General features: G+C 73.1%; 20 protein-coding genes and 2 pseudogenes. 11 read left to right on the forward strand and 11 right to left on the reverse strand.

Features of this window, described 5'->3' with window-relative positions:
• Nucleotides 1-10: 10 nt before the first annotated feature.
• The 5 genes from AB0J39_RS05970 to mfd all read right to left on the reverse strand — a co-directional run bounded on the left by AB0J39_RS05970 (nt 11) and on the right by mfd (nt 7,247).
• The gene (locus AB0J39_RS05970; protein WP_363462307.1) at nt 11-463 is read right to left on the reverse strand and encodes a septum formation initiator family protein; all 453 of its coding nucleotides are present in this window, start codon (nt 461-463) and stop codon (nt 11-13) included.
• A gap of 150 nt (nt 464-613) precedes the next feature.
• Nucleotides 614-1,894 carry a phosphopyruvate hydratase gene (gene eno, locus AB0J39_RS05975; protein WP_346226900.1) on the reverse strand — a complete coding sequence of 427 codons (1,281 nt, stop codon included), beginning with the start codon at nt 1,892-1,894 and terminating at the stop codon, nt 614-616.
• A gap of 82 nt (nt 1,895-1,976) precedes the next feature.
• Nucleotides 1,977-2,966 (reverse strand): MazG family protein, encoded by a 990-nt coding sequence (locus AB0J39_RS05980; RefSeq protein ID WP_363462309.1) that lies wholly within the window; start codon nt 2,964-2,966, stop codon nt 1,977-1,979.
• A gap of 50 nt (nt 2,967-3,016) precedes the next feature.
• Nucleotides 3,017-3,697, reverse strand: a complete 681-nt coding sequence (locus AB0J39_RS05985; RefSeq protein WP_363462311.1) for a SurA N-terminal domain-containing protein — start codon at nt 3,695-3,697, stop codon at nt 3,017-3,019.
• A 52-nt stretch (nt 3,698-3,749) separates the two neighbouring features.
• Nucleotides 3,750-7,247: a transcription-repair coupling factor gene (gene mfd, locus AB0J39_RS05990; protein WP_363462313.1), complete on the reverse strand. Its 3,498-nt coding sequence runs from the start codon at nt 7,245-7,247 to the stop codon at nt 3,750-3,752.
• 250 nt (nt 7,248-7,497) lie between these two features.
• Between mfd and AB0J39_RS05995 the strand changes: the two genes are divergently transcribed.
• Nucleotides 7,498-8,229: a methyltransferase domain-containing protein gene (locus AB0J39_RS05995; RefSeq protein ID WP_363462315.1), complete on the forward strand. Its 732-nt coding sequence runs from the start codon at nt 7,498-7,500 to the stop codon at nt 8,227-8,229.
• A gap of 4 nt (nt 8,230-8,233) precedes the next feature.
• Here AB0J39_RS05995 and AB0J39_RS06000 read toward each other — a convergent pair whose 3' ends face one another.
• Both AB0J39_RS06000 and AB0J39_RS06005 read right to left on the reverse strand, forming a co-directional pair.
• Entirely contained in the window at nt 8,234-9,496 is a 1,263-nt protein-coding gene (locus tag AB0J39_RS06000) for a hypothetical protein (RefSeq protein WP_363462317.1), read from the reverse strand.
• Nucleotides 9,496-10,011 carry a SigE family RNA polymerase sigma factor gene (locus tag AB0J39_RS06005; protein ID WP_363462319.1) on the reverse strand — a complete coding sequence of 172 codons (516 nt, stop codon included), beginning with the start codon at nt 10,009-10,011 and terminating at the stop codon, nt 9,496-9,498. Before AB0J39_RS06005 ends, AB0J39_RS06000 begins: the two co-directional genes overlap by 1 nt.
• Nucleotides 10,012-10,065: 54 nt before the next feature.
• On the opposite strand from AB0J39_RS06005, the gene cysC reads away from it, so the two are divergent.
• Nucleotides 10,066-11,355: an adenylyl-sulfate kinase gene (gene cysC, locus AB0J39_RS06010; RefSeq protein WP_363462321.1), complete on the forward strand. Its 1,290-nt coding sequence runs from the start codon at nt 10,066-10,068 to the stop codon at nt 11,353-11,355.
• 15 nt (nt 11,356-11,370) lie between these two features.
• Here cysC and AB0J39_RS06015 read toward each other — a convergent pair whose 3' ends face one another.
• Nucleotides 11,371-12,399: a hypothetical protein gene (locus AB0J39_RS06015; RefSeq protein ID WP_363462322.1), complete on the reverse strand. Its 1,029-nt coding sequence runs from the start codon at nt 12,397-12,399 to the stop codon at nt 11,371-11,373.
• Between the two features lie 322 nt (nt 12,400-12,721).
• Between AB0J39_RS06015 and AB0J39_RS06020 the strand changes: the two genes are divergently transcribed.
• The 6 genes from AB0J39_RS06020 to AB0J39_RS06045 are packed head-to-tail and all read left to right on the forward strand — an operon-like array spanning nt 12,722 to nt 19,556.
• Nucleotides 12,722-13,975, forward strand: a complete 1,254-nt coding sequence (locus tag AB0J39_RS06020) for a hypothetical protein (protein WP_363462323.1) — start codon at nt 12,722-12,724, stop codon at nt 13,973-13,975.
• A complete protein-coding gene (locus AB0J39_RS06025; protein ID WP_363462324.1) occupies nt 13,972-15,414 on the forward strand; it encodes a hypothetical protein in 1,443 nt (480 codons plus the stop codon). Before AB0J39_RS06020 ends, AB0J39_RS06025 begins: the two co-directional genes overlap by 4 nt.
• Nucleotides 15,411-16,364: a hypothetical protein gene (locus AB0J39_RS06030; RefSeq protein WP_363462325.1), complete on the forward strand. Its 954-nt coding sequence runs from the start codon at nt 15,411-15,413 to the stop codon at nt 16,362-16,364. Before AB0J39_RS06025 ends, AB0J39_RS06030 begins: the two co-directional genes overlap by 4 nt.
• A complete protein-coding gene (locus AB0J39_RS06035; RefSeq protein WP_363462326.1) occupies nt 16,361-17,215 on the forward strand; it encodes a sulfotransferase domain-containing protein in 855 nt (284 codons plus the stop codon). The genes AB0J39_RS06030 and AB0J39_RS06035 overlap by 4 nt, the downstream gene beginning before the upstream one ends.
• On the forward strand, nt 17,182-18,609 hold the full coding sequence (locus AB0J39_RS06040; RefSeq protein WP_363462327.1) for a lipopolysaccharide biosynthesis protein: 1,428 nt from the start codon (nt 17,182-17,184) through the stop codon (nt 18,607-18,609). Before AB0J39_RS06035 ends, AB0J39_RS06040 begins: the two co-directional genes overlap by 34 nt.
• Nucleotides 18,606-19,556: a sulfotransferase domain-containing protein gene (locus tag AB0J39_RS06045; protein ID WP_363462328.1), complete on the forward strand. Its 951-nt coding sequence runs from the start codon at nt 18,606-18,608 to the stop codon at nt 19,554-19,556. The genes AB0J39_RS06040 and AB0J39_RS06045 overlap by 4 nt, the downstream gene beginning before the upstream one ends.
• 55 nt (nt 19,557-19,611) lie before the next feature.
• Here AB0J39_RS06045 and AB0J39_RS06050 read toward each other — a convergent pair whose 3' ends face one another.
• Nucleotides 19,612-20,007, reverse strand: coding sequence for a MarR family transcriptional regulator (locus tag AB0J39_RS06050; protein WP_363462332.1), 396 nt, complete (start codon nt 20,005-20,007; stop codon nt 19,612-19,614).
• Nucleotides 19,989-20,033, reverse strand: a pseudogene (locus AB0J39_RS06055) (hypothetical protein); the annotation flags it as partial. The pseudogene AB0J39_RS06055 and the gene AB0J39_RS06050, both read right to left, overlap by 19 nt.
• A gap of 176 nt (nt 20,034-20,209) precedes the next feature.
• Here AB0J39_RS06055 and AB0J39_RS06060 point away from each other — a divergent pair.
• The 3 genes from AB0J39_RS06060 to AB0J39_RS06070 all read left to right on the forward strand — a co-directional run bounded on the left by AB0J39_RS06060 (nt 20,210) and on the right by AB0J39_RS06070 (nt 22,723).
• Nucleotides 20,210-21,154, forward strand: a complete 945-nt coding sequence (locus tag AB0J39_RS06060) for an EamA family transporter (RefSeq protein ID WP_363462329.1) — start codon at nt 20,210-20,212, stop codon at nt 21,152-21,154.
• Nucleotides 21,155-21,260: 106 nt separating this feature from the next.
• Nucleotides 21,261-21,881, forward strand: coding sequence for a cyclodeaminase/cyclohydrolase family protein (locus AB0J39_RS06065; RefSeq protein WP_363462330.1), 621 nt, complete (start codon nt 21,261-21,263; stop codon nt 21,879-21,881).
• Nucleotides 21,878-22,723, forward strand: a complete 846-nt coding sequence (locus AB0J39_RS06070) for a bifunctional 5,10-methylenetetrahydrofolate dehydrogenase/5,10-methenyltetrahydrofolate cyclohydrolase (protein ID WP_363462331.1) — start codon at nt 21,878-21,880, stop codon at nt 22,721-22,723. The genes AB0J39_RS06065 and AB0J39_RS06070 overlap by 4 nt, the downstream gene beginning before the upstream one ends.
• Before the next feature lie 37 nt (nt 22,724-22,760).
• Here the strand turns inward: AB0J39_RS06070 and AB0J39_RS06075 are convergent.
• Nucleotides 22,761-23,087, reverse strand: a pseudogene (locus tag AB0J39_RS06075) (hypothetical protein); the annotation flags it as partial.

Genomic DNA, 23,087 nt, shown 5'->3' on the forward strand with positions numbered 1-23,087 from the left:
CCCGCCGTCCTCAGCCCGCCGCCGGGGACGGAGTCGCCGTCGGCGCCGGGCTCCGCTGCCCCTGCCGGGGTACGGCGGGCCGCCCCTTGTCGGCCGCCTCGAACGACCGCCAGAGCGTGACGTACCAGGCGGGCCGCTCCGGCGGCTTCGTCCCGGCCTTGGCGGCGGCGGCGCCGGCCTGCTCCTCGTCGAGCACCTGGTAACAGTCCGCGCCCGGCTCGCAGTAGAACAGCCGCTCCTTGGCCAGGCGCTTGATGTATTCCGGGTCCTCCAGCCGCCGGCGCCGCTCCTCCAGGTTCTGGAGCTTGCGCAGCGCGTTCGCCTGCTGCTGCTCCAGCTGGGCGATCTGCCGGCGCTGGGCGACGTACTCCCGCACGGGGTAGGCCAGGCTCATGGCGATGGCGCACACGACGACCGCGAGGATCGCCGCGCGCCCGGTGAGCTGCGGCCGCTTCGCCGCCACGAAACCACCCCTCCCGGTCGGTCAGCGCATGGCCCGATCGACGGCCACCCTAACCGCCCGTCCCGGCCGTCCACGCCCCACATCGCGTGGGCGCTCGCCGCACCGCGTGTGCGGGGGCATGTCCAGCCGGGCTACCCGCGTGTGCCGCCGCTATCCCTGGAAGCGCGGGAAGGCGGCGCGACCGGCGTACCGCGCCGAGTCGTCGAGCAGCTCCTCGATGCGCAGGAGCTGGTTGTACTTGGCCACCCGGTCCGAGCGGGCCGGGGCGCCGGTCTTGATCTGGCCGCAGTTGGTGGCCACGGCGAGGTCGGCGATCGTGGTGTCCTCGGTCTCGCCGGAGCGGTGGCTCATCATGCAGCGGTAGCCGCTGCGGTGGGCCAGGTCGACCGCGTCGAGGGTCTCCGACAGCGTGCCGATCTGGTTCACCTTCACCAGCAGCGCGTTGGCGGCGCCCTCGGCGATGCCGCGGCCGAGCCGCTCGGGGTTGGTGACGAACAGGTCGTCGCCCACCAGCTGGACCTTGGCGCCGAGGGAGGTGGTGATGGCCTTCCAGCCCTCCCAGTCCTCCTCGTTCAGCGGGTCCTCGATGGACACCAGCGGGTAGGAGCGGACCAGGTCCTCGTAGAAGGCGATCAGCTCGGCGGACGACACGCCCTTGCCGTCGATCGTGTAGACGCCGTCGTTGTGGAACTCGCTGGCCGCGACGTCGAGCGCGAGCGCGATGTCCTGACCCGGCGTGTAGCCGGCCTTCTCGATGGCGACCAGGATCAGGTCGAGCGCGTCGCGGTTCGACGGCAGGTTCGGCGCGAAGCCGCCCTCGTCGCCGAGGCCGGTGGCGTAGCCCTTCTCCTTCAGCACGCTCTTGAGCGTGTGGTAGGTCTCCGCGCCCATGCGCAGCGCCTCGGAGAACGTCTCGGCGCCGATCGGCGCGATCATGAACTCCTGGATGTCCACGTTGGTGTCGGCGTGCGCGCCGCCGTTCAGGATGTTCATCATCGGCACGGGCAGGATGTGCGCGTTCGGCCCGCCGACGTAGCGGAACAGGGGCAGGTCGGCGCTGTCGGCGGCGGCCTTGGCGACGGCCAGCGAGATGCCGAGGAGCGCGTTGGCCCCGAGGCGGGCCTTGTTGGGCGTGCCGTCCAGATCGATCATCGTCTGGTCGATGAGACGCTGCTCCTCGGCGTCGAAGCCGATCAGCTCGTCGGCGATCTCGTCGGTCACGCCGAGGACGGCCTTCTCGACACCCTTGCCGAGATAGCGCTTCTTGTCGCCGTCGCGCAGCTCGACGGCCTCGAACTGGCCGGTGGAGGCGCCACTCGGAACGGCGGCGCGGCCGGTGCTGTAGTCGTCCAGCAGTACCTCGACCTCGACCGTGGGGTTCCCACGGGAATCGAGAATCTCGCGGGCGGTGATGGCCTCGATGGCAGCCACGAACGCTCCTAGCAAAATGGCGGGCGGTTTGCCTCCCGAGCCTATCGGTCCCTACTACTCGGTACGGCGGAGGGCCACCCGTTCACGGCGTGTCCGGCGGCGTCACCCGGCGATCGTCCTCCCACTCCTCCACGCGCCGCCGGTATTCCCTGGCCGCCGCCCTCAGCTCGGCCTCGGGGTCGAGCCCCGCGTCCTGGATCTCCCGTACGAGCGCGAACAGGCGGGCGCCGACGGGCGTGGCGAGGTCCTCGGCGAGCACTGCGGGCGCCCCGGCGCGGCCGGCCCGGCGCAGGAGCTGGGCGGCCAGGGAGATCGCCGGCTGGCCCATGGGGACACCGCTGAGCACCGAGGCGGTCTCCCCCTTGGCGGCCCGCTCCGCCGCCTTGATCGTCTCCCAGTTGTCCGCGACATCACCGGCGCCGGCGACCTCGACGTCCGCGAAGACGTGCGGGTGGCGGCGGACCAGCTTCTCCACGATCCCGGCCGCGACGTCGTCGATGTCGAAGCCGTCCCCGTCCGTCCCCACGCGCTCCTGAGCGAGGCGAGCGTGGAACACCACCTGGAGCAGCAGGTCGCCGAGCTCCTCGCGCAGCGGCGCGCCGTAGTCGCCCTCGTGGATGGTCTCCAGCACCTCGTAGGCCTCTTCGACCAGGTACGGCACGAGCGACTCATGGGTCTGCTTGCGGTCCCACGGGCATTCGCGGCGCAGGCGGTCCATGACCTGGACGAGATCGAGCAGCCGGGCCCCCGGCAGGTCGTAGGAACCGGGGACGACCTCGATCTCCGGCGGCTCGTCCAGGGAGATCGCGGCGTGGCCGACCGCGCGCATGAAGTCCTCGTCGCCGTCCTGCGCGGCCAGCCACACCACCGTCCCCGTACGGCTCTCGCGGGCGATCGCGCCGGGGTCCGGGGTCACCACCTCGACCCGGACGCCGGCCTCGTCGAGATAGGGCAGACAGGGGTGGTCGGGAGTGCCGGTGAGCACTCGTCCCGCGGTGAGGGCCTTCCACGCCGCGGGCGCGAGCAGCCCCGGAGCGACCCTGGGCGAGGTGGTCACCACGATCAACGCCATGTTCCCACCCTAATCACCCCTCATGGCCTATCACGGCCGTCCTGGGGCGGTCAGCCGGCTTGGGGGGCGCCTTCCGCGCCTGCCGCGCCCGCGCCTTCCGCACCCGCGCCTTCCGCACCCGGCGCTCCCGCACCGGGCGCGCCCGCGGTTGCGCCGAAGCGGTCGTCGGCGACGAAGCCCTGCTGGGGGTCGAACTTGCCGTAGCGCGGGCTGTACTTCACCGGCACGGTCGAGTCGGCCTCCTCGACGACCTTCTGGAGGGCGGCCTGCTGGCTCGCCTGGTCCTGACCCGCCCCGGACTGCTGCGCCAGCTTGTTGCGGACGATGACGGCGCGGATGAAGTCGCGGCTCTCGTCCAGCGGGATGCCGTTGGCCAGCAGCACCTTGTTGAATTGGTCCCAGCCGCCCTGGGCGACGGCGACGTCGTCCACCTCACGGTCGGTGACCGTGACGCCCTTGCGCCGGCCGAGCTCCTGGAACTGCCTGCTCGTGGTCATGTTGAGCAGGACCGTCTGCGGCAGCGAGAAGGACAGCTGGAGCTGGTTTTCGGGGATCTTGTTCGCGGCCAGGGCGGCGCGCAGCTCGCGGACCTCGTCGTTCAGCTGGCTGGAGGTGATGCGCTCATTGCCCACGATGGCCGCGGAACCCGCCTGCACGGGGCCGCCGCAAGCGGTCACGGCGATACCGGCCGCCGCCAGCGCCACGGCGACGCGCACTCGATACGACTTCACGGACGATCCTCCCGAACGACACCGGCCACGCATATGTTGACAATTTCGCGGGTCACTGTACCCGCATCGGCTCCAGGAACAGGGCCTCGACCAGGTCCCCGCACCATTTCAGCAGGTCGAGGTCGCGAAGCGGCTGACCGCCGATCGGTTTCGTCTTGGGCACCGGCACGAGCAGGATGCCCGTCGCCTGCTTCCAGATCGACCGCGGGTAGAGCCGCTGCAGCCGCACCTGCTGGGAGTCCTTCAGCTCCACGGGCGCGAACCTGATCTGCTGGCCCTGCAGCGTCACGTCCGTCAGCCCGGCCCGCCGCGCCTTGATGCGGAAGCGCGCCACCTCCAGCAGGTTGTCCACCTCCTGGGGCGGCCTGCCGTACCGGTCGGTGAGCTCGTCGCGGACGGCCGCGATGTCGTCCTCCGAGCCGATCGCCGCGATCCGCTTGTACGCCTCCAGCCGCAGGCGCTCGGAGGTGACGTAGTCGTGCGGCACGTGGGCGTTGATCGGCAGCTCGACCTTGACCTCGGGCCGCTCCTCCACCTTGCTCTCGCCCGCGAGCTTGGACTTCTGCTCCTGCACGGCCTCGGCCATCATCCGGACGTACAGGTCGAAGCCGACGCCGGCGATGTGGCCGGACTGCTCGGCCCCGAGGATGTTGCCGGCGCCGCGGATCTCCAGGTCCTTCATCGCGACGTACATGCCGGCGCCCATCTCGGTGTGCTGGGCGATCGTGGCGAGCCGCTCGTGCGCGGTCTCGGTCAGCGGCGACTCGGGCGGGTAGAGGAAGTAGGCGTAGCCGCGCTCGCGGCCCCGGCCGACCCGGCCGCGCAACTGGTGGAGCTGCGACAGGCCGTAGTTGTCGGCCCGGTCCACGATGAGCGTGTTGGCGTTGGGCACGTCCAGGCCGGACTCGACGATCGTGGTGGAGACCAGCACGTCGAAGCTGCGCTCCCAGAAGTCCACCATGATCTTTTCGAGCTGTGTCTCGTTCATCTGCCCGTGGGCGACCGCGATCCGCGCCTCCGGCACCAGCTCGCGCAGCCGCGCGGCCACCTTGTCGATCGTGCGGACCCGGTTGTGGACGAAGAACACCTGGCCGTCGCGCATCAGCTCGCGCCGGACCGCCGCCGCGATCTGCTTGTCGTCGTACGGCCCGACGAAGGTGAGGATCGGGTGCCGCTCCTCCGGCGGGGTGAGGATGGTCGACATCTCGCGGATGCCGGTCAGGCCCATCTCCAGCGTCCTCGGGATCGGCGTGGCCGACATGGCGAGCACGTCGACCTGCGTGCGCATGTGCTTCATGGCCTCCTTGTGCTCGACGCCGAACCGCTGCTCCTCGTCCACGATGATCAGGCCGAGGTCCTTGAACTTCACCTCGGGCGACAGCAGCCGGTGCGTGCCGATCACCACGTCGACCTCGCCCGTACGCAGGCCGTCGAGGGTCGCCTTGACCTCGCTGTCGGTCTGGAACCGGGAGACCGGCTTCACCGTGACCGGGAAGGCGGCGAACCGCTCACCGAACGTCGACAGGTGCTGCTGCACCAGCAGCGTCGTCGGCACGAGCACGGCGACCTGCTTGCCGTCCTGCACCGCCTTGAACGCCGCCCGCACCGCGATCTCGGTCTTGCCGTACCCGACGTCGCCGCAGATCAGGCGGTCCATCGGGACGGGCCGCTCCATGTCGCGCTTGACCTCGTCGATCGCTTCGAGCTGGTCGCCCGTCTCGGCGTACGGGAAGGCGTCCTCCATCTCCCGCTGCCAGGGGCTGTCGGCGCCGAACGCGTGGCCGGGGGAGGCCATCCGGGCCGAGTAGAGCCGGATCAGCTCACCCGCGATCTCCCTGACCGCCTTCTTCGCCCGGGTCTTGGCCTTGGCCCAGTCGGCCCCGCCCATCCGGTTGAGCGTGGGCGCCTCGCCGCCGACGTAGCGCGTGACCTCGTCGAGCTGGTCGGTCGGCACGTAGAGCCGGTCGCCCTTGGCGTACTCGATCACCAGGTATTCGCGGGTCGCGCCCTGGATCGTGCGCTGGACCATCTCGACGTAACGGCCCACGCCGTGCTGCTCGTGCACGACGTGGTCGCCGACCTTGAGCTGGAGTGGGTCGACCATGTTACGGCGGCGCGACGGCAGCCGGCGCATGTCCTTGGTGGACGCCTTCTGCCCGACCAGGTCGAGGTGGGTCACCACGGCGACGTCCGGCGTGACGAAGCCGTGGTCGATGCGGCCCGTCGTGACCTGCACGACGTCCTTCGGCGGCGGGCCGTCGAGGGACGGCACCAGCCGCGCCGCCACGTCCACGCCCTTGAGCAGCTCGACCATGCGCTCGGCCGGGCCGTGCCCCTCGCTCAGCAGCACGACGGCCTTGCCCGCGCCCAGCCAGCCCTTGATGTCGGCGAGCGCCCGCTGGGTGTCGCCCCGGTAGGCCTCGACGTCCTGCGCGTCCAGCTCCACGCCCTCGCCGAACGGCGCGATGCTCCACCACGGCTGGCCCAGCTCGCGGGCGTGGTCGCGCACCTCCTCCAGCGTGCGGAAGGCCGCCGCCTCCAGGTCGATCGGCGCCTCGCCGCCCGCCGCGGCGGCGATCCAGGACGCCTCCATGAACTCCTGGCTCGTACGGACCAGCTCGACGGCCCGGCCGCGGATGCGCTCGGGGTCGCAGACGAACACGGCCGACCGCACCGGCAGGTGATCGAGCAGCAGGTCCATGGCCCCGGCGAGCACGGGCGCGAACGCCTCCATGCCCTCCACCGGCACCCCCTCGGCGAGCTGGTCGAGCACGTCCTTCAGCGCCGGGTGCTCCTCCCCCAGCTCGCGGGCGCGCCGCCGTACGTCGTCGGTGAGCAGCAGCTCCCGGCAGGGCGCGGCGAACAGGCCGTCCTGGGCGACCTCCAGCGAGCGCTGGTCGGCCACCTTGAACCAGCGGATCTCCTCGATCGTGTCGCCCCAGAACTCCAGCCGCAGCGGATGCTCCTCGGTGGGCGGGAACACATCGAGCAGGCCGCCGCGCACGGCCACCTCGCCGCGCTTCTCCACCATGTCCACCCGGTGGTAACCGTTCTCGACCAGCCGGGCCACGATGTCGTCGAGCTCGGCCTCGTCGCCGGCGTGCAGCCGTACGGGTGCGAGGTCGCCGAGCCCGGCCACGATCGGCTGCAGCAGCGAGCGGACCGGGGCCACCACGATCCGCAGCGGACCGGCGGTCTGGTCGCCCTCGATGGGGTGCGCCAGCCGCCGCAGCACGGCCAGCCGCTGGCCGACCGTGTCGCTGCGCGGGGACAGCCGCTCGTGCGGCAGCGTCTCCCAAGCGGGGAAGACGGCCACGGAGTTCTCGTCGACCAGGCTGGTGAGCGCGGCGGCCAGATCCTCCGCCTCGCGCCCGGTCGCCGTGACGGCGAGCACCGGCCGTACGCGGGACAGCGCGGCCACGGCGAACGGCCGCAGCGCGGGCGTCGCCACCAACTCGGCGCCGGGGTCGGCGGACTGCCCGGCCGCGTCGAGCGCGGCGGCCAGCCTGGGTTCGGCGGAAACGAGGTCGAGCAGTCCGGAAAGAGACATCGATGCCTTCAAAAGCCCCGTGACTAAGACAGCCGGCGTGCGGACGCGGCCCCCGTCATCCGGCCGATCCCCGCCTGAGCGAAGATCCACGAGATGCTCCCAACCGGGCCGCGGCTATCCAGGCTACGCCCTGTCCGCCCGCCTCGCTCCGCTCGGCCGCTCGGCTGGTCCCGCTTGGCCGCTCGGTCCGGACGAGATGGGTGGCGGCAAATACGCAACTCACCGTCCTCTAATGATTACTCTCAGTCGTATGACAGAGGTTCGGTTGTCGTCCGCGGACCAGGACGACGTGTTCAGCCAGCGGATTCGCGAGCAGTGGACCGACCAGCTCGGACGGCGGCTCGACATCCTCATCGCCGGATGCGGCCGGGGCGGCGTCCTCGACGTGGGCCGGTACGAGCCGAGGATGACGGGGGTGGACGAGGATCTGGCGCCCCTGCGGGCGCACACCGCCAACCGCGGCGACCTGGAGGCGTCCTACCTGGGCGACCTGCGCCTGGTGCCGATCCCGCCGCGCTCCTTCGACGTCGTCTACGTGTCGTTCCTCCTCGAACGCATCCGCCACGCCGAGCTCGTGCTCGACCGGCTCGTCGCGGGGCTGCGCCCCGGCGGGCTGCTGCTGCTGAAGATGCGCGACCGGAAGTCGGCGTACGGCTTCTGCGACCGGGTGACCCCGCGCTGGCTGCGGCGGACGCTGTGGCGCACGCTCGCCCCGGCCGGGTCCGTGGGGCCGCTCCCGGCGGTCTACGAACCGCTGGCCTCCCGGGAGGGCATCCAGGCGTACTGCCTCATGCGCGGGCTCATGATCGCCGAGGACTACTCGGCGGTGAGCGGCCCGGCCCGGCGGGGACCGCACAGCGGCTTGGTCGCGGTGGTCTGCCGGGCCGTGTCCGCGTTCTCGCGAGGCGGGCTCAACGGCACCGAGGACGAGATCACCATGGTGATCCGCCGTCCGCAGAACCACTTCGCCCGCCTCATCTGAGCGCCTACCGCAGGGTCAGGACCGGTTCCCACGACCCGGGCTGCTGGCTGTTCTTCCGGTTCGCCGTCAGCGGTACGGCGTTCCCGCCGTCCACGTCCACCAGCACCAGGCCGTTGTTGAACTCGTTGCCGCACCTGCCGGCGCAGCCCAGGGCTACCAGGCGGCGGTCGTCCGCCCAGGCGAGCAGCTGGAGCACCTGCTGATGCCCCACGATCTTGCCCGTCGACAACTCCGTGACCTTGGTCGGCATGCCGTCCCGGCCCGCGAGCAGCGTGCCGTCGGGCGACACGCCCGCCTTCGACTCGCTCGGCACGTAGCCGTCGGGCGCGTCGCGCGGCCTGCCCTCCAGGTCCAGGAAGGCGTCGTGCCACCGGGAGAGGCTGCGCTCGCGGATCAGCGTGCCGTCGCCGCTCCACGCGAAGTCGCGCCTGACGTTGCTGTTGTCGGTCCAGCAGGGATCGACGGCGTGGAAGTCCCCCGCCGTCGCGGTCGCCACGTCGACGACGTAGAACCCGGTGCGGCTGGTGGAGACCGTCTGGAACCGCGATTGCCGGGGATCCTCCGGCGTCGCCGCGACCCGTGCCGGGCACCGCCGCCCGTAGTGGATCGAGTCGCGGTCGAGGTCGGGGTGGTCGTCATAGGCGGTGGCCACGAGCCGGGTGCCGTCGGGCGACCAGGACACACCGCCCACCGGATGATCCACGGACACCCATGCCCGCACCTGGCGCGTCTCCATGTCAAAGATCCCGATCCTGCCGGCGGGAAGGTCCTTCTCCAGAACCGCCGCCCAGCGCAGGCCGGGCGCGACCTCGACCCAGCCCCACTCCGTCTTCTCGTAGCTTTCGGTCACCTGGTCGAGGAGATACCACGTGCGGTCCATCGCCTCACGCCCGGCGACCGTACGCCTCCGCCACGTGTAGTAGGCGGACACTGCCACCCTGCCCGCCGCGATCATCGTCTTCGGCGGGGAGTTCTCCGTGTCGGCGAGCAGGTCCTGCGCCGGGGTCGTCTGCCGGTACGGCTGGACGGGCACGACCACCGGCGGACCGCCGACCTGCGAGACCGGCGCCTTGTCGAGGAGGGGGACCGCCACCAGCGGCACCAGCAGGGCCACGGCCGCCACAACGGCCGCGCACGCGACCGCCCCCGCGAGCCTCGTCAGGCGCAGCCGTGACCGGCGGCGCAGCGCGCGGTCGGCGAGGTCGGCGGGGACCTGAACCTCCCGCGACCACTCCTCCAGCGTCTGCTTCAGCATCCGGGGCGTCATCAGATCACCTCACTCAGGCGCAGGTCGATGAGTTCCGGCGCGGTCGCCCGCAGCCGGGCGAGGGACCGGTGCGCGGTGCTGCGCACGGTCCCGACCGAGCAGCCGAGGATGCGGGCCACCTCGTTCTCAGGCAGGTCCTCCAGATAGCGCAGCACGAGCACGGCGCGCTGCCGGGGCGTCAGCCGGGCGAGCGCGCGGCGCAGGACGATCCTCAGCTCGGCCTCGTCGGCGTCTCCACGGCCGGCCGGGTGCTCCGGCACGTCCGCCACGCTGGTCTCCCGTCGCCGCCGCGCCAGCCGCCACCAGCTGACCTGCTGGCGGTACATGACCTGGCGCACGTACGCCTCGGGCTCGTCGAGCCGCCCCCATCGCGTGACGACCTTGGCCAGGGCGGTCTGCAGCAGGTCCTCGGCGGAGTGCTGGTCCCCTCCGTTCAGCAGATAGGCCAGCCGCATGAGCGCCGGCGCGCGGGCCGACACGAATTCGCGGAATCGTCGCTCTTCTGCGGCGTCCACGAGCACCTCCTCGGATCAACGTCTGCCTGTAGACGCCCCGGGCACGGGCACGCTATGCCTGCCGGTGCCAGTAGGGTGCGTATCCGATCCCATCGAGGTCCGATCGATCGAGCGGAAACGGATGCCATGACCGAGTGGACGCCCGACGCGCGTGAGCTGGCCGACCTGGAGCTGCTGCTGTCCGGGGCGTACGCGCCGCTGACCGGCTTCCTCACCTCTGCCGAGGTGGAGAGCGTGGTCGACCGCGGGCGGCTGCCCGGCGGAGCGCCCTGGCCCGATCCGATCACCATCGCGCTTCCCGACGAGTTCGGGCCCGGCGACCGGGTGACGCTGAAGGACCCCGAGGGCGCGGCGGTCGCGGTGCTGACCGTCATGGAGCGGGACGGCCATCACGCCGCGGGACCGGTCGAGGCGCTCGACGCCCCCGTGTACGGCCCGTTCGCCCGGCTGCGCCGTACGCCGGAGGAGGTGCGTAAGGGCCTGCCCGACGGCGAGGTCCTCGCGGTGACGATGCGCGGGCCGCTCGACTCCGCCGCGCTCGACGAGGTCGCGGCGACCGCCGAGGAGCTGGACGCGGCCGTGGTCCTCATGCCCCTCGTCTTCGGCGAGGGCGGCCCGGCGGTGGTGCGCGCCGCGCTCAAGGCGGCCGACAAGCTCCCCGGAGCGACGGTGGTCGCGGTGCCGCTCGCGCCGCGCGAGGACACCGAGATCGACCTCGAGCTCCGCGAGCACGTGGCGCGCAACTACGGCGCCACCGAGCACCTCGCCGGTCCCGCGCCGGTCACGATCCCCGGGCCGCCGCACAAGCGGGGTCTCGTGGTGTTCTTCACCGGGCTGTCCGGCTCGGGCAAGTCGACGATCGCCCGGGGGCTGCGCGACGCGCTGCTGGAGCGGGGCGGCCGCACGATCACCTACCTGGACGGCGACGTCGTGCGGCGGCTGCTGTCGGCGGGGCTCACGTTCTCGCGGGAGGACCGCGACCTCAACATCCGCAGGATCGGCTTCGTGGCCGCCGAGGTCGCCCGCCACGGCGGCCTGGCGATCTGCGCGCCCATCGCGCCGTACGCCGCGACGAGGGACGAGGTGCGCGCGATGGTCGAGGAGGTCGGCGGCGACTTCCTGCTCGTCCACGTGGCCACGCCGCTGGAGGAGTGCGAGCGCCGCGACCGCAAGGGCCTGTACGCCAAGGCCCGCGCCGGGCTGATCCCGGAGTTCACCGGGATCTCCGACCCCTACGAGGAGCCGGAGGACGCCGACCTCGTCCTCGACACGACGGACATGACGGTCGAGCGCGCGGTCGGCGCCGTGCTGAACCTCGTCACCGCGGGCGGCTGGGTGCGCTGAGGCGTCCCCCCGGCCTCACGAGGGCGGCACCGGCGTCGACGTGAAGCGGGGCAACCGCCCGAGTTGCGCGAACGCCCGGGTCGCGCCCGGCGTGGTGTCGAATCTGGTGTCGCCCCGGGGAGCGAGCGGCGAGTCGAAGTAGACCAGCGCCTTGATCTGCGGGTAGTCCCCGATCTGGCGCTGGACGGACTCGAAGAAGTCGCGCTTGAATCCCGGCGCTCCGCGCCGCTCGAAGGCGCCCCACTCGGCGACCATGATCGGCTTCGCCGGAAACCTGGCCTGCATCCACCGGTAGAACCCGGGCCAGCCCGGCGCGTCGGGCCGGGTCTTGTCGACCAGCCCGGCGAAGTCGCGCACCCGGTCGTCGGCGTACGGGTCGAAGGCCACCCAGTCGACCACGTCGTCACCCGGGTAGAGCCGGCCGAACCACGGCTTGACCGCCCAGTTGGGCGCGCCCATGTAGGTCATCACGGTCACCGCGTTGCGCACGCCCCGCTGCCGCAGGCGCGTCACCACGTGGCGGTACATCGCGACGTAGTCGGCCGCCGTGTATCCCCCGCCCTCGCGTACGTCGTTCTCCGGTTCGTGGTGGATCGTGAGGAAGAACCGGCCGGGGAAGCTGCGCCGGATGTGGTCGGCGAGCCGGTCGACGCGCCCGTCCACCTCGCCGCGCGCGACCTCGGCCCAGGTGTGGTCGAGCGCCGGCTTCCAGTTCACCAGCAGCAGCCGGGGCCCCTTGGCGATCTCCCGCTCCTCGGCGGTGGGGAAGAGCTCGCCGCCCCGGTGGTAGACGTGCACGATGTCGGCCCGGCGGCCCATGCGCCGTTCGGCCATGTCCACCGCACGTATCGGGCCGCGTCCGGAGAAGACGTCGGGCGCGATCCCCCACCACGCCCCGCACGTCGGAATGAGCTTGTCGGTGACCGCGCAGGCGACCGGCGTCGTCACGGCGCCGCCCGGCACCCGCCCGCTCGTGGCGGTGCCCGTGCAGGCGGTCGCGCACGCCCCCGCCACCAGTACGGCCACGCCGGCGATGAGTCTCATCGCGCCCCCTTTTTCGGCAGACCTCGCAATGAACGGATGGGCAAACACCATCCCATCAATTCCCGTGGCTCCGGAAGCCGTTTCCCCATCTCACAAGTACGGAAATATCCACTTTCATCGACTAATTGAGCGGCCATCGCCTGATGTGAATTCGTCAATAGCCGGGGACGAAACTCCGCGGCCGCCTATAGTTCGAGACCGGATCCCGCCGGACCGCCGCCGGGACCACGAACGCGCCCGGCGGCTTCTCCCTCATTCCGGGGGCCACAGCTCCCCGCACCGAGGCCGCGGCCGCGTGACGAACGAGGGCACGGGGAGTTCGATGAGCCTGCCGCCGCACAGCCGTCACCGGGTGGATAACGGCCTGGCGGAGTACGGTTCGGTGCTCGGGCGCAGGCGTCTGGTCGCCGCCGTCTGCCTGCTCGCGGGAGTGGGCGGCGGAGCCGCGGCGCTCGCGCTGACCCCCGAGCGTTACACCGCGGTCGCCCAGGTGCAGGTGCTGCCGACCGGCGCGCAGGAACAGCTCAACGTGCCGAACGCGCGGCAGCGAGAGGCGCTCAATCTCGACACCGAATCACAGGTCGCCCGGTCGGCGGTCGTCTCCGCCCGGGCCGCCGAAACGCTGAAAAATCCGGATCCGGAGGAATTGCGGGAGCACGTCACAGTGGACGTTCCTCCCAATTCCGCCATTCTTTCCATTTCGTTTTCCGCGTCCGATCCCCAGGCCGCGGCGGCGGGGGCTCAGGCGTACGCGGAGGCGTACCTGCGCAACCGCGCCCGCGCCGCCGAGGACGCGATCGGCGCCCAGCTCAAGCTGGTCGCCGCGCGGCTGCGCGAGGTCGAGGACGATCTCGACGAGGCCGCCGCGGCCCGGACCGCGGCCGCCCAGACCACGACGGCCCAGACCACGACGGCAGGGGGCGCGGCCGGGCTGGGGACGACGCGGCGGCAGGCCATGCTCGCCCGGCAGGTGTCGGACCTCACGCTGCGCTACGACGCGCTCAAGACCGTCGCGGTGACGCCGGGCACGGTCATCAGCCCCGCCAGGCCGCCCGCGCGACCGGCCCACCCCAGCCCCCCGCTCTTCCTCGGCAGCGGCCTGTTCCTCGGCGTCCTCGCCGGGGCGGGCGCCGCCTTCGGCCGCGACCGCCTGGACACCCGCGTCCGCACGTGTGCGGACATCGAGAGGTTGTGCGGCCTGCCGCTGCTCGCCGAGCTTCCGGCCAGGCCGGACTCCGGGATCCTCGACGAGATGGCCGCCGCCGTCGCCACGTCGCTGGGCGGCGGGCCGCACCGGCTGCTTGTCGAAGGCGTCGGGGTCACGAGCACCGCCAGGCCGCTCGCCAAGGGCCTCGGCTCAGCGCTGGCGCATCTCGTGCCGGTCACGGTCGTGACCGGTCGCTCCGCCCATCCCGACGCCGCCCTGCTCCTGATCGGCCTGCGGCGGACGACCTCCCCCGAGGTCGCCCGGGCCGTACGGCAACTGTCCCGGCAGGGAGCCCGCGTGCTCGGCGCCGTCGCCGTACCGCCGGGGTTCGTCGCGCCCGTCCCCGAGACCGCGGAGTGGGGCGCGTGAGAACCCCCGGCCCCCGCACCGCGAGCGGTCCCGCGCCGATGGTCGCCGACCCGCGTCCGGCGATTCCGGCGTACGTGACGGGGTGGCAGGACCGGCCGCCCGGCGCGGACCAGCCCTTCCCCGCCCGCCGCCGGCGGCGCCGTCGCCGTCCCGCACGGACGGCGTGGCCGATCGCCGCGCTCCTGCTCGGCTATCCGGTCTGGTGGGCGCTCGGCCTGGGCGGGCTGTCGGTGGTGGTGCTGGCCGCGCCCATGGCCGTGGTGCTGTGGCGCAGGTGGCCGATCCGCGCGCCGAAGGGCTTCGGCCTGTGGGCGCTGCTGCTCACGGGCTACCTCGTCAGCGCGCTCGCGCTCGCCGAGACGCCGGACGGCACGTACGGCGAGCTCGCCGCCGGCCGGGTCATCGGTTACCTGATGCGGCTGGCCGTCTACGTCTCACTTCTGATCATGGTGCTCTACCTGGGCAACCTCACCCATGACGAGCTGCCGCAGCGCACCCTCGTCAGGTGGCTCGGCGTGCTGTTCCTGACGGCCGTCGCGGGCGGGCTGCTGGGCGTGCTGGCGCCCGGCTTCGCGTTCACCTCGCCCATGGAGATGGTGCTGCCGTCGTCGATCGGCGGCCACCCCTTCGTCGCCAACCTGATCCACCCGACGGCCGCCCAGATGCAGCACGTGCTCGGGCACGCCGCGCCGCGTCCGGAGGCGCCGTTCGAGTGGGCCAACGCCTGGGGCAGCGACGTCTCGGTGCTGGTGATCTGGTTCGTGGTGGGCTGGTGGGCCTACGGCGGGCCGTACCGGCGCGTGGCGGCCGTGCTCGCGCTCGCCGTCGCCGCCGTCCCGGTCGTCTACTCGCTCAACCGGGGTCTGTGGATCGGGCTCGGGGTCTCGGCGGCCTACCTCGTGATCCGGGGCGGACGCCCCCTCGTGGCGGGCGCGGCCGCGGCCGTCGCCGCGGCGGCGCTCCTGCTGTCGCCGCTGAGCGGCATCGTCGCCCAGCGGCTGGACAACCCGCACAGCAACGGCATCCGCGCGTTCACGGTCGCGACCACGGTCCGGGTCGCGACCTCGTCCCCGGTGATCGGATACGGCAACACGCGCACCGCGTACGGCAGCCACCGGACCGTGACGACGGGCCGCAGCGCGTGGTGCGTGGAGTGCGGCCATCCCCCGCTCGGCAGCGACGGGCAGCTGTGGCTGCTGCTGATCAGCCAGGGCTTCGCGGGGGCCCTGCTGTACGCCGCCTTCTTCGCCGGCGCGGTGCGGCGCTACTGGGCGGACCGGTCGCCGATCGGCAAGGCCGGGACGCTCGTGATGATCCTCGTGCTGCTCTACATGGTCGTCTACGACGGGCTGATCAGCGCCCTGACCCTCTTCCTGATCTCCTTCGCACTGCTCTGGCGCAACGCCGCCGTCACAACGGACCTCGGGGAGGCCCGATGAGGGACGCCGCCGACCGTCTCCGCTACCTGGACCAGGTCGTGGACCTGCTGTTTCCCGGACACGACTCCTGTCCGGGCGCCCGCAGCGTGCTGCCGCACCGCCTCGTCCCCCGGCGTGTCGTCCCGCGCACGTGGTGGCACGCCGCGCTGGGGCGCGGCCTGCCCGTCCACGCCGGGACCGACACGATCGAGACGCACCTGAGCGACGTCCTCGGCCGCCGTGTGCGCGTGGTCGTCCATGTCAGGCCCGCCCGCCGCGCCAACCGCAAGCCCATCCTGGAGGCGTACGACGAGTCGGGACTCGTGGGGTTCGTGAAGATCGGCGACTCGCCGCGGGCCAGACGGCTGGTGCGGTACGAGAGCGAGGTGCTGCGCATGCTCGCCGGGCGGCCGTTGAAGGTCGTCATGCCACCCGACGTGCTGTATCACGGCGAGTGGCGGGGTCTGGAGGTGCTGATGCTGTCCCCGCTGCCCGTGACCTCCCGCCGGGTGGGTTCCCGCCGCGTGCCCGCCCGCCTGCTCGGCTCGGCCGTACAGGAGATCGCCGCGATCCGTCCGTACGGCGAGGAGTGGGCCGGGGATCGGCACGGGGAGGCGGCCTGGCACGGGGACTTCACCCCCTGGAACGTCGACCTGGGGGCGGACGGGCGGCTGCTCGTGTGGGACTGGGAACGCTTCGCGGTCGGCGTGCCGCTCGGCTTCGACGCCCTGCACCACTTCTTCCACCGGGCGCTGCGCCGGATGCCGCCCGCGGTCGCCGCCCGCTCGTGTCTCGCCCAGGCGGGCGGGCTCCTGGAGCCGTTCGGCGTGGAGGTGGCCCTGGCCCGCCGTACGGCGGTCCACTACCTGGTCGCCCTGGCCGAGCGGCACCGCCGCGACGGCCACGAGCCGCTCGGGCCGCCCGCCGACTGGCTGAACCCTCTCGTCGATCATGAGGAGTGCCTGCTGTGAAGGCGCCGCTGAAGCACTCGGCGCACGCCGTCTCGTACGCCGCCGGACGACTGACCAGCGGCGGCAGGGTGCTGCCGTCGTTCCTGATCATCGGGGCCCAACGGTGCGGCACGACCTCGCTCTACCGCGCCCTGTCCCGGCATCCGCTCGTGATGAAGCCGGTGCTGCGCAAGGGCGTCCACTACTTCGACATGTCCTACGAGCGGGGCCTGCCGTGGTATCGCGCCCACTTCCCGCTGACGTCCGGGGCCCGGATGCTCGGATTCCGGCACGGCCATGCCCCCCAGGCGTTCGAGTCGGCCCCCTACTACCTGTTCCATCCCCTGGCGGGGGCCCGCATCGCGGCCGACCTGCCCGGCGTCAAGCTGATCGCCTTGGTCCGGGACCCGGTCGAGCGGGCCTGCTCCGCGCACGCGCACGAGCTGGCGCGGGGGTTCGAGACCGAGCCGAGCTTCGAGCGCGCCCTCGCGCTGGAGCCGGAGCGCCTCGCCGGTGAGGTCGAACGGCTCCGGAGCGTCCCCGGCTACGCCAGTCACGCGCACCGGCATCAGGCGTACCTCTCCCGGGGACGGTACGCCGAGCAACTGGCCCGGCTGGAGCCGCTCGTGGGGCGCGACCGGATCCTGGTGCTCGACAGCGGACTGCTGTTCCGCGACCCCGCCGCCGCGTACGACCGGGTGCTGGGCTTCCTCGGGCTGCCCCGGCTGGGGGACGTGGAGTTCGAGCGGCACAACGCCCGGCCGCGTCAGACCATGCCCGCGTCGGTCCACCGCCGGCTCCGCGAGCACTTCGAGCCGTGGGACGCGCTGCTCGTGCCGTGGCTGGGGGCGGTGCCCTCGTGGCGGCGCTGACCGGACCGTCCGCGGGCTCCGGGCGGAATCGTCCCGACCACGAGGATCCGGACGGGCACGAGGATCCGCACGGTGGCCCTCGTGAGCGGAGGGGCCTGCTGCGGCATGGAGTCGCCGGTCTGGTCTCGGCGGCCGCCGCCGCGGGCGGGCAGATCGCGCTCGTGCTCGTGGTGACGCGGTCGCTGTCCCCGCAGGCCGCCGGGGCGTTCTTCACGGCCACATCGGTGTGCCTGATGCTGGCGGGCGTCGTGCGCCTCGACGCCGGCAACGGCCTGGTCCACGCCCTGGCCCGCCACCGGCCCATCCGGCACATCGGGCCCGTCCGCGACCCGGACGCGGACCGGCGGCTGGTCCGCGGGGTCCTCGCGCCGGTGGCCGCGCTCGCGTCCGTGACCGGAGCCGGGGTCGCCGTGGCGGCCGGGCCGCTCGCCGGGCTGACCGGCGTGCCCGGCGGCGTCTGGGTGGTGCTGGCCGCGGCCCTGCCGTTCGTCGCCCTGTCGGACGTGCTGATCTGCGCCACCCGCGGCCTCGGCACCATGCGGCCGACGCTGCTGCTCTCCGGCGCCGTCCAGCCGCTCGGGCAGCTCGCGCTCGTCACCGCCGCCGTGCTCTGCGCGGCGCCGCCGCCGGTGCTGGCCGCGGCCTGGGCGCTTCCCTGCCTGGTGGGCGCGGTGCTGGCCGCCGTACGCCTGCGGGGGCTCGGGCCGTACGAGGTGGGAGAGGTCGGGGCCTTCTGGCGGCACACCGCGCCGCGGTCCGCCGCCGCGGCCCTGCAGTCGGTGTTCCAGCGGCTCGACGTGGTGATCGTCGCGCTGCTCGCGGGGCCCGCCGCGGCGGCCGTCTACACCGCGGCGACCCGGTTCAAGGTGCTCGGACAGCTCGCCGGTCAGGGGCTCGCCCAGGCCGCGCAGGCGCGGCTGGTGAGGGCCCTCGCCGAGGGCGACCTGGACGGCGTCCGCGCGCTGTATCGCACCACCACCAGGTGGCTGGTCGTGCTCACCTGGCCGCTCTGGCTGGGATACGCGGCGCTCGCGCCGTGGCTGCTGCCGCTGTTCGGGCCCGCCTACGCCGGAGGCGGCGCGATCGCCCTGGTCCTGTCGGCCACGATGATGGTCGCGACCGCCTGCGGCATGGTCGACGTCGTGCTCGTCGCGGGCGGGCGTACGGCCGCCAGCCTGGCCAACGTGACCGTGGCCGTCGCGGTGACGATCGCCCTCGACGTGCTGCTCGTCCCCGCGTACGGCGCGCTGGGCGCGGCGCTGGGCTGGTCGGGCGGCGTGCTCGTGAAGAACCTGCTGCCCGCCGTCCAGGTCCACCGCCGGTACGGCCTGCTCCCCTTGGGCCTGCGCCGCCCCGCCCCGGCGACGGCCGTCCGGATGAGGGCGGCGTCGTGACACCGGCACCCGGCCGGCGGCCCGAGCGGGACCGGATGACGGCCGCCGGTCCGCCCGTGCTGGTCACGGGCCTGCCGCGCAGCGGCACGAGCTGGGTCGGCCGGATGCTCACGGCGAGCGGGCGGATGGTCTACGTCAACGAGCCGCTGAACCCGCAGCGCCCGCCCGGCCGCTCCCCCGGCGTGCTCGACGCGTCCGTTACGCACCGCTTCCAGTACATCTGCCCGGACGACGAGACGCCCTGGCTGGCGGCCTTCTCCCGTACGGTCGCGCTCCGCTACGGCTGGGCGGCCGAGGTCCGCCGCAACCACGGCCCCGGTGACCTCGCGCGGATGGCCAGGTACGGCACGGCCTTCACCCTCGGCCGCCTGCTGGCCAGGAGGGCGCTGCTGGACGACCCCTTCGCGCTCCTGTCGGCCGAGTGGTTCGCCGGCCGTCTCGGCTGCCGCGTGGTCGTCGTGGTCCGTGACCCCGTGTCGTTCGCCGGGAGCTGGCGGCGGCTCGGCTGGCGGGTGGACGTGCGCGAACTGCTCGGCCAGCCCCTTTTGGTGCGTGACCACCCGTACGTGGCCGATCTCGGGCCCTTCGCCGGAGAGCGGGATGTGATCACCGCGGCGGCCGTGTTATGGCGGGTGGCGTGGCGGGTCACCGACACGGTGGCCCGGCGGGCGGCCGGCGTCAGGGTCGTGCGTTACGAGGACCTGTGCGCCGCGCCCCTCGACGGGTTCCGCGACCTCTACGACTGGTGCGGCCTGCCCTGGACCGATCGCGCCGCCCGCCGCGTCACCGCCGCCTGCACGTCCTCCCGGAGGCCGGCGGGTTCCCCGTTCACCTGGACGGGCCTGTCCCGTACGGCCTACCGCCCGATGGACTCCCGCCGGGCGCTCACAGCGGCCTCGCTCCCTTTCGAGGACGCCGCCCGCGTACGCGCCTTGGTGCACGGCTGACCGGCGTGCCGCCCTAGGAAGGAGAACGGGCGCACCGCCGAGCGACCGGCGCCGGCTAGCCGAGGGTGGTGTCGCCCAGGGAGGCGAGAAGGGTGCGCAGGGCGTCGGCCAAGTGATCCCGTTCCCGGGGGTCCAGCGGCGCCAGCAGCCGCGCCTCGTTCGCGACGTGCGGCTCCAGCACCTCGTCCACGAGTGCGAGGCCGCTGCCGGTGAGCCGTACGCGGACGGACCGCCGGTCGCCGGCGTCCGGGATCCGTTCGACCAGTCCTCGGGCGGCCATGCGGTCGATGCGGTTCGTGATCGCGCCGGAGGTCACCATCGCCGCCCTGTTCAGGGCTCCCGCCGTCAGCTCGTACGGCGGGCCCGACCGGCGCAGCGTCGCGAGCACGTCGAACTCCCACGTCTCCAGGCCGTACGACGAGAAGAACTCCTTCAGCTCCCGGTCCAGCAGCCGCGCCAGCCTGGAGACGCGCCCGACCACGCCCATCGGCCAGGGGTCCACGTCCGGCCGCTCCCGCCGCCACTGGTCCAGCAGCATGTCCACGGCGTCGCCCATGCAGGCTCCCTCGACGTCTCTCAGCGTTCGTTTATTTGACGTTTAACTGTTCGGCGTGCTGTTATCTCAATGCTGAGATTATCAACGAGGAGCAACCGTGAGAATCGCCAACCATGGTTCCCTGCCGGCCGTGGGCACGCTCGCCCTCACCGCGCTCACCCCACTGGTCTGGGGTTCGACCTACGCCGTGACGACCGAGTTCCTCCCGCCCGACCGTCCCCTTTTCACCGCCCTGACCAGGGCGTTGCCGGCCGGGCTCGCGCTGCTCGCCGTCACCCGCGTGCTGCCGCGAGGAGTGTGGGTCTGGCGGGCGGCGGTGCTCGGCGCGCTGAACATCGGGGCGTTCTTCCCGTTGCTGTTCCTGGCGGCGTACCGGCTGCCGGGCGGTGTCGCGGCCGTGCTGGGCGCCGTCGGCCCGTTGTTCGCGCTCGCCTTCGCCGCCCTGCTGCTCGCCGAGCGTCCGACCGCGCGCAAAGTGCTCGCCGGGCTCGTCGGGCTGCTCGGGGTCGGACTGGTCGTCCTGCGTGCCGAGGCGCGACTGGACATGGTCGGCGTGCTCGCCGGGCTCGTGGGGGCGGCGTCCATGTCGGCCGGGACGGTGCTGACCAAGCGCTGGGGCCGTCCCGAGGGCGTCGGCGCGCTCGCCCTCACCGGATGGCAGCTCACCGCCGGCGGTCTGCTGCTCGTCCCGGTCGCCCTTCTCGTCGAGGGCGCGCCACCCGCGCTCAGCGGCGAGAACCTGCTCGGCTACGCCTATCTCGGCATCGTCGGCACCGCCCTCGGCTACTGGATCTGGTTCCGCGGGATCTCCCGGCTGCCCGCGACCTCCGTCGCCTTCCTCGCGCTGCTGAGTCCGGTCTCCGCCGCCGTCATCGGCTGGGCCGCGCTCGGTCAGGCTCTCAGCCCGGTGCAGTTGCTCGGCATGGTCCTCGCCCTCGGCGGCACCCTGCTCGGCCAGGCCCCGGCAGCGCCCGCCCGGCGCGCCGAGGTCCCGCCCGAGCCCGTACGGCCTCCGGCCGAGCCGGCCCGCCCGTCCCGCTGACCAAGGAGACACGAGGCTAAGGACACGGGGAAGGCGGCGCAGGCGCGACGGGCGGGACGTGGGAGGATTTTCACGGCCGTGCTGTCACCACCGGAGGACGGGCGCGATGCGCGACGAGAAGATCATTGACTTCCTCTCCCGGCTCGCCGACCGGGTGCCCGCCCCGGGCGGAGGCGCCGTCGCGGCCCTGCAGGCCGCCCAGGCCGCCGCGCTGCTGGGCATGGTCGCGCGGTACAGCACCGGTGAGAAGTACGCCGGGCACGCGTCCCTGATCGAACGGATCATCGGCGAGACCGACGAACTGCGGTCGAGCGCGCTGCGCCTCGCCGAGGACGACGAGACGGCGTTCACGGCGGTCACCGAGGCGTACAAGCTGCCCAAGGACACCGAGGAGGCGAAGGCCGCCCGATCGGCCGCCATCGCCGACGCGCTGGTGGGGGCGGGCAGGGTCCCGGCCGAGGTCGTCGGCGTCGCGGGGAGGGCCGTCGGCATCGCCGAGGAACTGCTGCCCGTCGGCAACCGGAACGTCGTCTCCGACATCGCCGCCGCCACCGAGGCCGCGCGGGCCGCGGCGACCACCGCCCGGGTGAACATCGAGATCAACCTCGGCGGGATCAAGGACGAGCGGGCCCGCGCCGAACTGACCGCCGTGGCGGCCGGTGTGGACGACGTGGCCGCGCGGGCCGAACGGGTCACCGCCGCCGTCCGTGCGGAGATCGCCGGATGAGCGCCCGGGTGCTCTCCGGCAAGGAGCTCGCCGCGTCCGTCCGGACCGAGGCCGCCGAGAGGGCCGCCGCGCTCGCCGCGGCCGGTACGCCGCCGAAGCTCGCGGTCGTCGTGGCGACCGCGGACGAGTCCAGCGCCTGGTACGTCCGCTCGATCGCGCGTGCCGCCGTGAAGGCCGGCATCGCCTGCGACATCGTCGATCTCGGCGCGGAGGCCGACCCCGGCCGGATCCGCGACCGTCTGGCGGAGCTGAGCGTCGACGACACCGTGCACGGCGTCATCCTCCAGACTCCGCTGCCGCGAGGAGCGAAGCTGGAGGACCTGGCCGGCGCGATCGCGGTCGAAAAGGACGTCGACGGCGCCAACCCGCTGTCGCTGGGCCGCCTGGCCTCGGGCCTGCCCGCGTTCGCTCCGGCGACCGCCGAGGCGGTCGTGGCGATCCTCGACCACCACGGCGTCGACCTGGCCGGCCTGCACGTCGCCGTGGTCGGCCGGTCCACGGTGGTCGGCAAGCCCGCCGCCCACCTCCTGCTGGACCGGAACGCCACCGTGACGGTCTGCCACTCCCGCACGCGCGACCTGGCCGCGGTCACCGCCGTCGCCGACGTGGTCGTGGCCGCGGCCGGCCGCGCCGGGCTGATCACGGCCGAGCACGTGCGGACCGGGGCGATCGTCGTGGACGTCGGCACCAATCCCACCGAGGACCGCGGCCTGGTCGGCGACGTCGACGCCATCGCGGTCGCGGAAAAGGCAGGGGCGCTCACGCCCGTGCCCGGCGGGGTGGGCCCGGTGACGACGGCCCTGCTGCTGCGCCACACCGTTCAAGCCGCCGATCACGGCTGACCACGCCCCCTGCCGCCCGCGCCGGCCGGATGCGCCGTCAGCCGGACGCGCCCGGAGCGCCGGCGGGAACGGCCGGGGCATCGGGCCGGGGCGGGATGCGCATCGCCGCCGGGGCCTTCCAGGCCGCGGTCACCAGCAGCGGCACCAGCAGCGCCAGCGTCCAGGTCAGTCCGATCGCCTGTGCGACACGGCCGACCAGCGCCGGAGCGAGCAGCATGGCGGAGTACGTCATGGTGGTGAGCCGGGCGACCGCCGCCGTCGCTCCCGTGGCGCCCTCCTCCGCGCCCGCGTGCCCGGCCACGCTGAAGATCAGCGGCAGCGGCGAGGCCAGCCCGAGACCGGTGAGGGCGAACCCGGCGACCGC

Origin of the sequence: Microbispora sp. NPDC049633 (genome assembly GCF_040675265.1) — a bacterium.
Taxonomy (GTDB): Bacteria; Actinomycetota; Actinomycetes; order Streptosporangiales; family Streptosporangiaceae; genus Microbispora; species Microbispora maris.

Coding starts and splice junctions, on each gene's coding strand:
- AB0J39_RS05980 (WP_363462309.1), bottom strand. CDS start 2,966: ATGGCGTTGATCGTGGTGACCACCTCGCCCAGGGTCGCTCCGGGGCTG.
- mfd (WP_363462313.1), bottom strand. CDS start 7,247: ATGTCTCTTTCCGGACTGCTCGACCTCGTTTCCGCCGAACCCAGGCTG.
- AB0J39_RS05995 (WP_363462315.1), top strand. CDS start 7,498: ATGACAGAGGTTCGGTTGTCGTCCGCGGACCAGGACGACGTGTTCAGC.
- AB0J39_RS06000 (WP_363462317.1), bottom strand. CDS start 9,496: ATGACGCCCCGGATGCTGAAGCAGACGCTGGAGGAGTGGTCGCGGGAG.
- cysC (WP_363462321.1), top strand. CDS start 10,066: ATGCCTGCCGGTGCCAGTAGGGTGCGTATCCGATCCCATCGAGGTCCG.
- AB0J39_RS06015 (WP_363462322.1), bottom strand. CDS start 12,399: ATGAGACTCATCGCCGGCGTGGCCGTACTGGTGGCGGGGGCGTGCGCG.
- AB0J39_RS06020 (WP_363462323.1), top strand. CDS start 12,722: ATGAGCCTGCCGCCGCACAGCCGTCACCGGGTGGATAACGGCCTGGCG.
- AB0J39_RS06030 (WP_363462325.1), top strand. CDS start 15,411: ATGAGGGACGCCGCCGACCGTCTCCGCTACCTGGACCAGGTCGTGGAC.
- AB0J39_RS06065 (WP_363462330.1), top strand. CDS start 21,261: ATGCGCGACGAGAAGATCATTGACTTCCTCTCCCGGCTCGCCGACCGG.
- AB0J39_RS06070 (WP_363462331.1), top strand. CDS start 21,878: ATGAGCGCCCGGGTGCTCTCCGGCAAGGAGCTCGCCGCGTCCGTCCGG.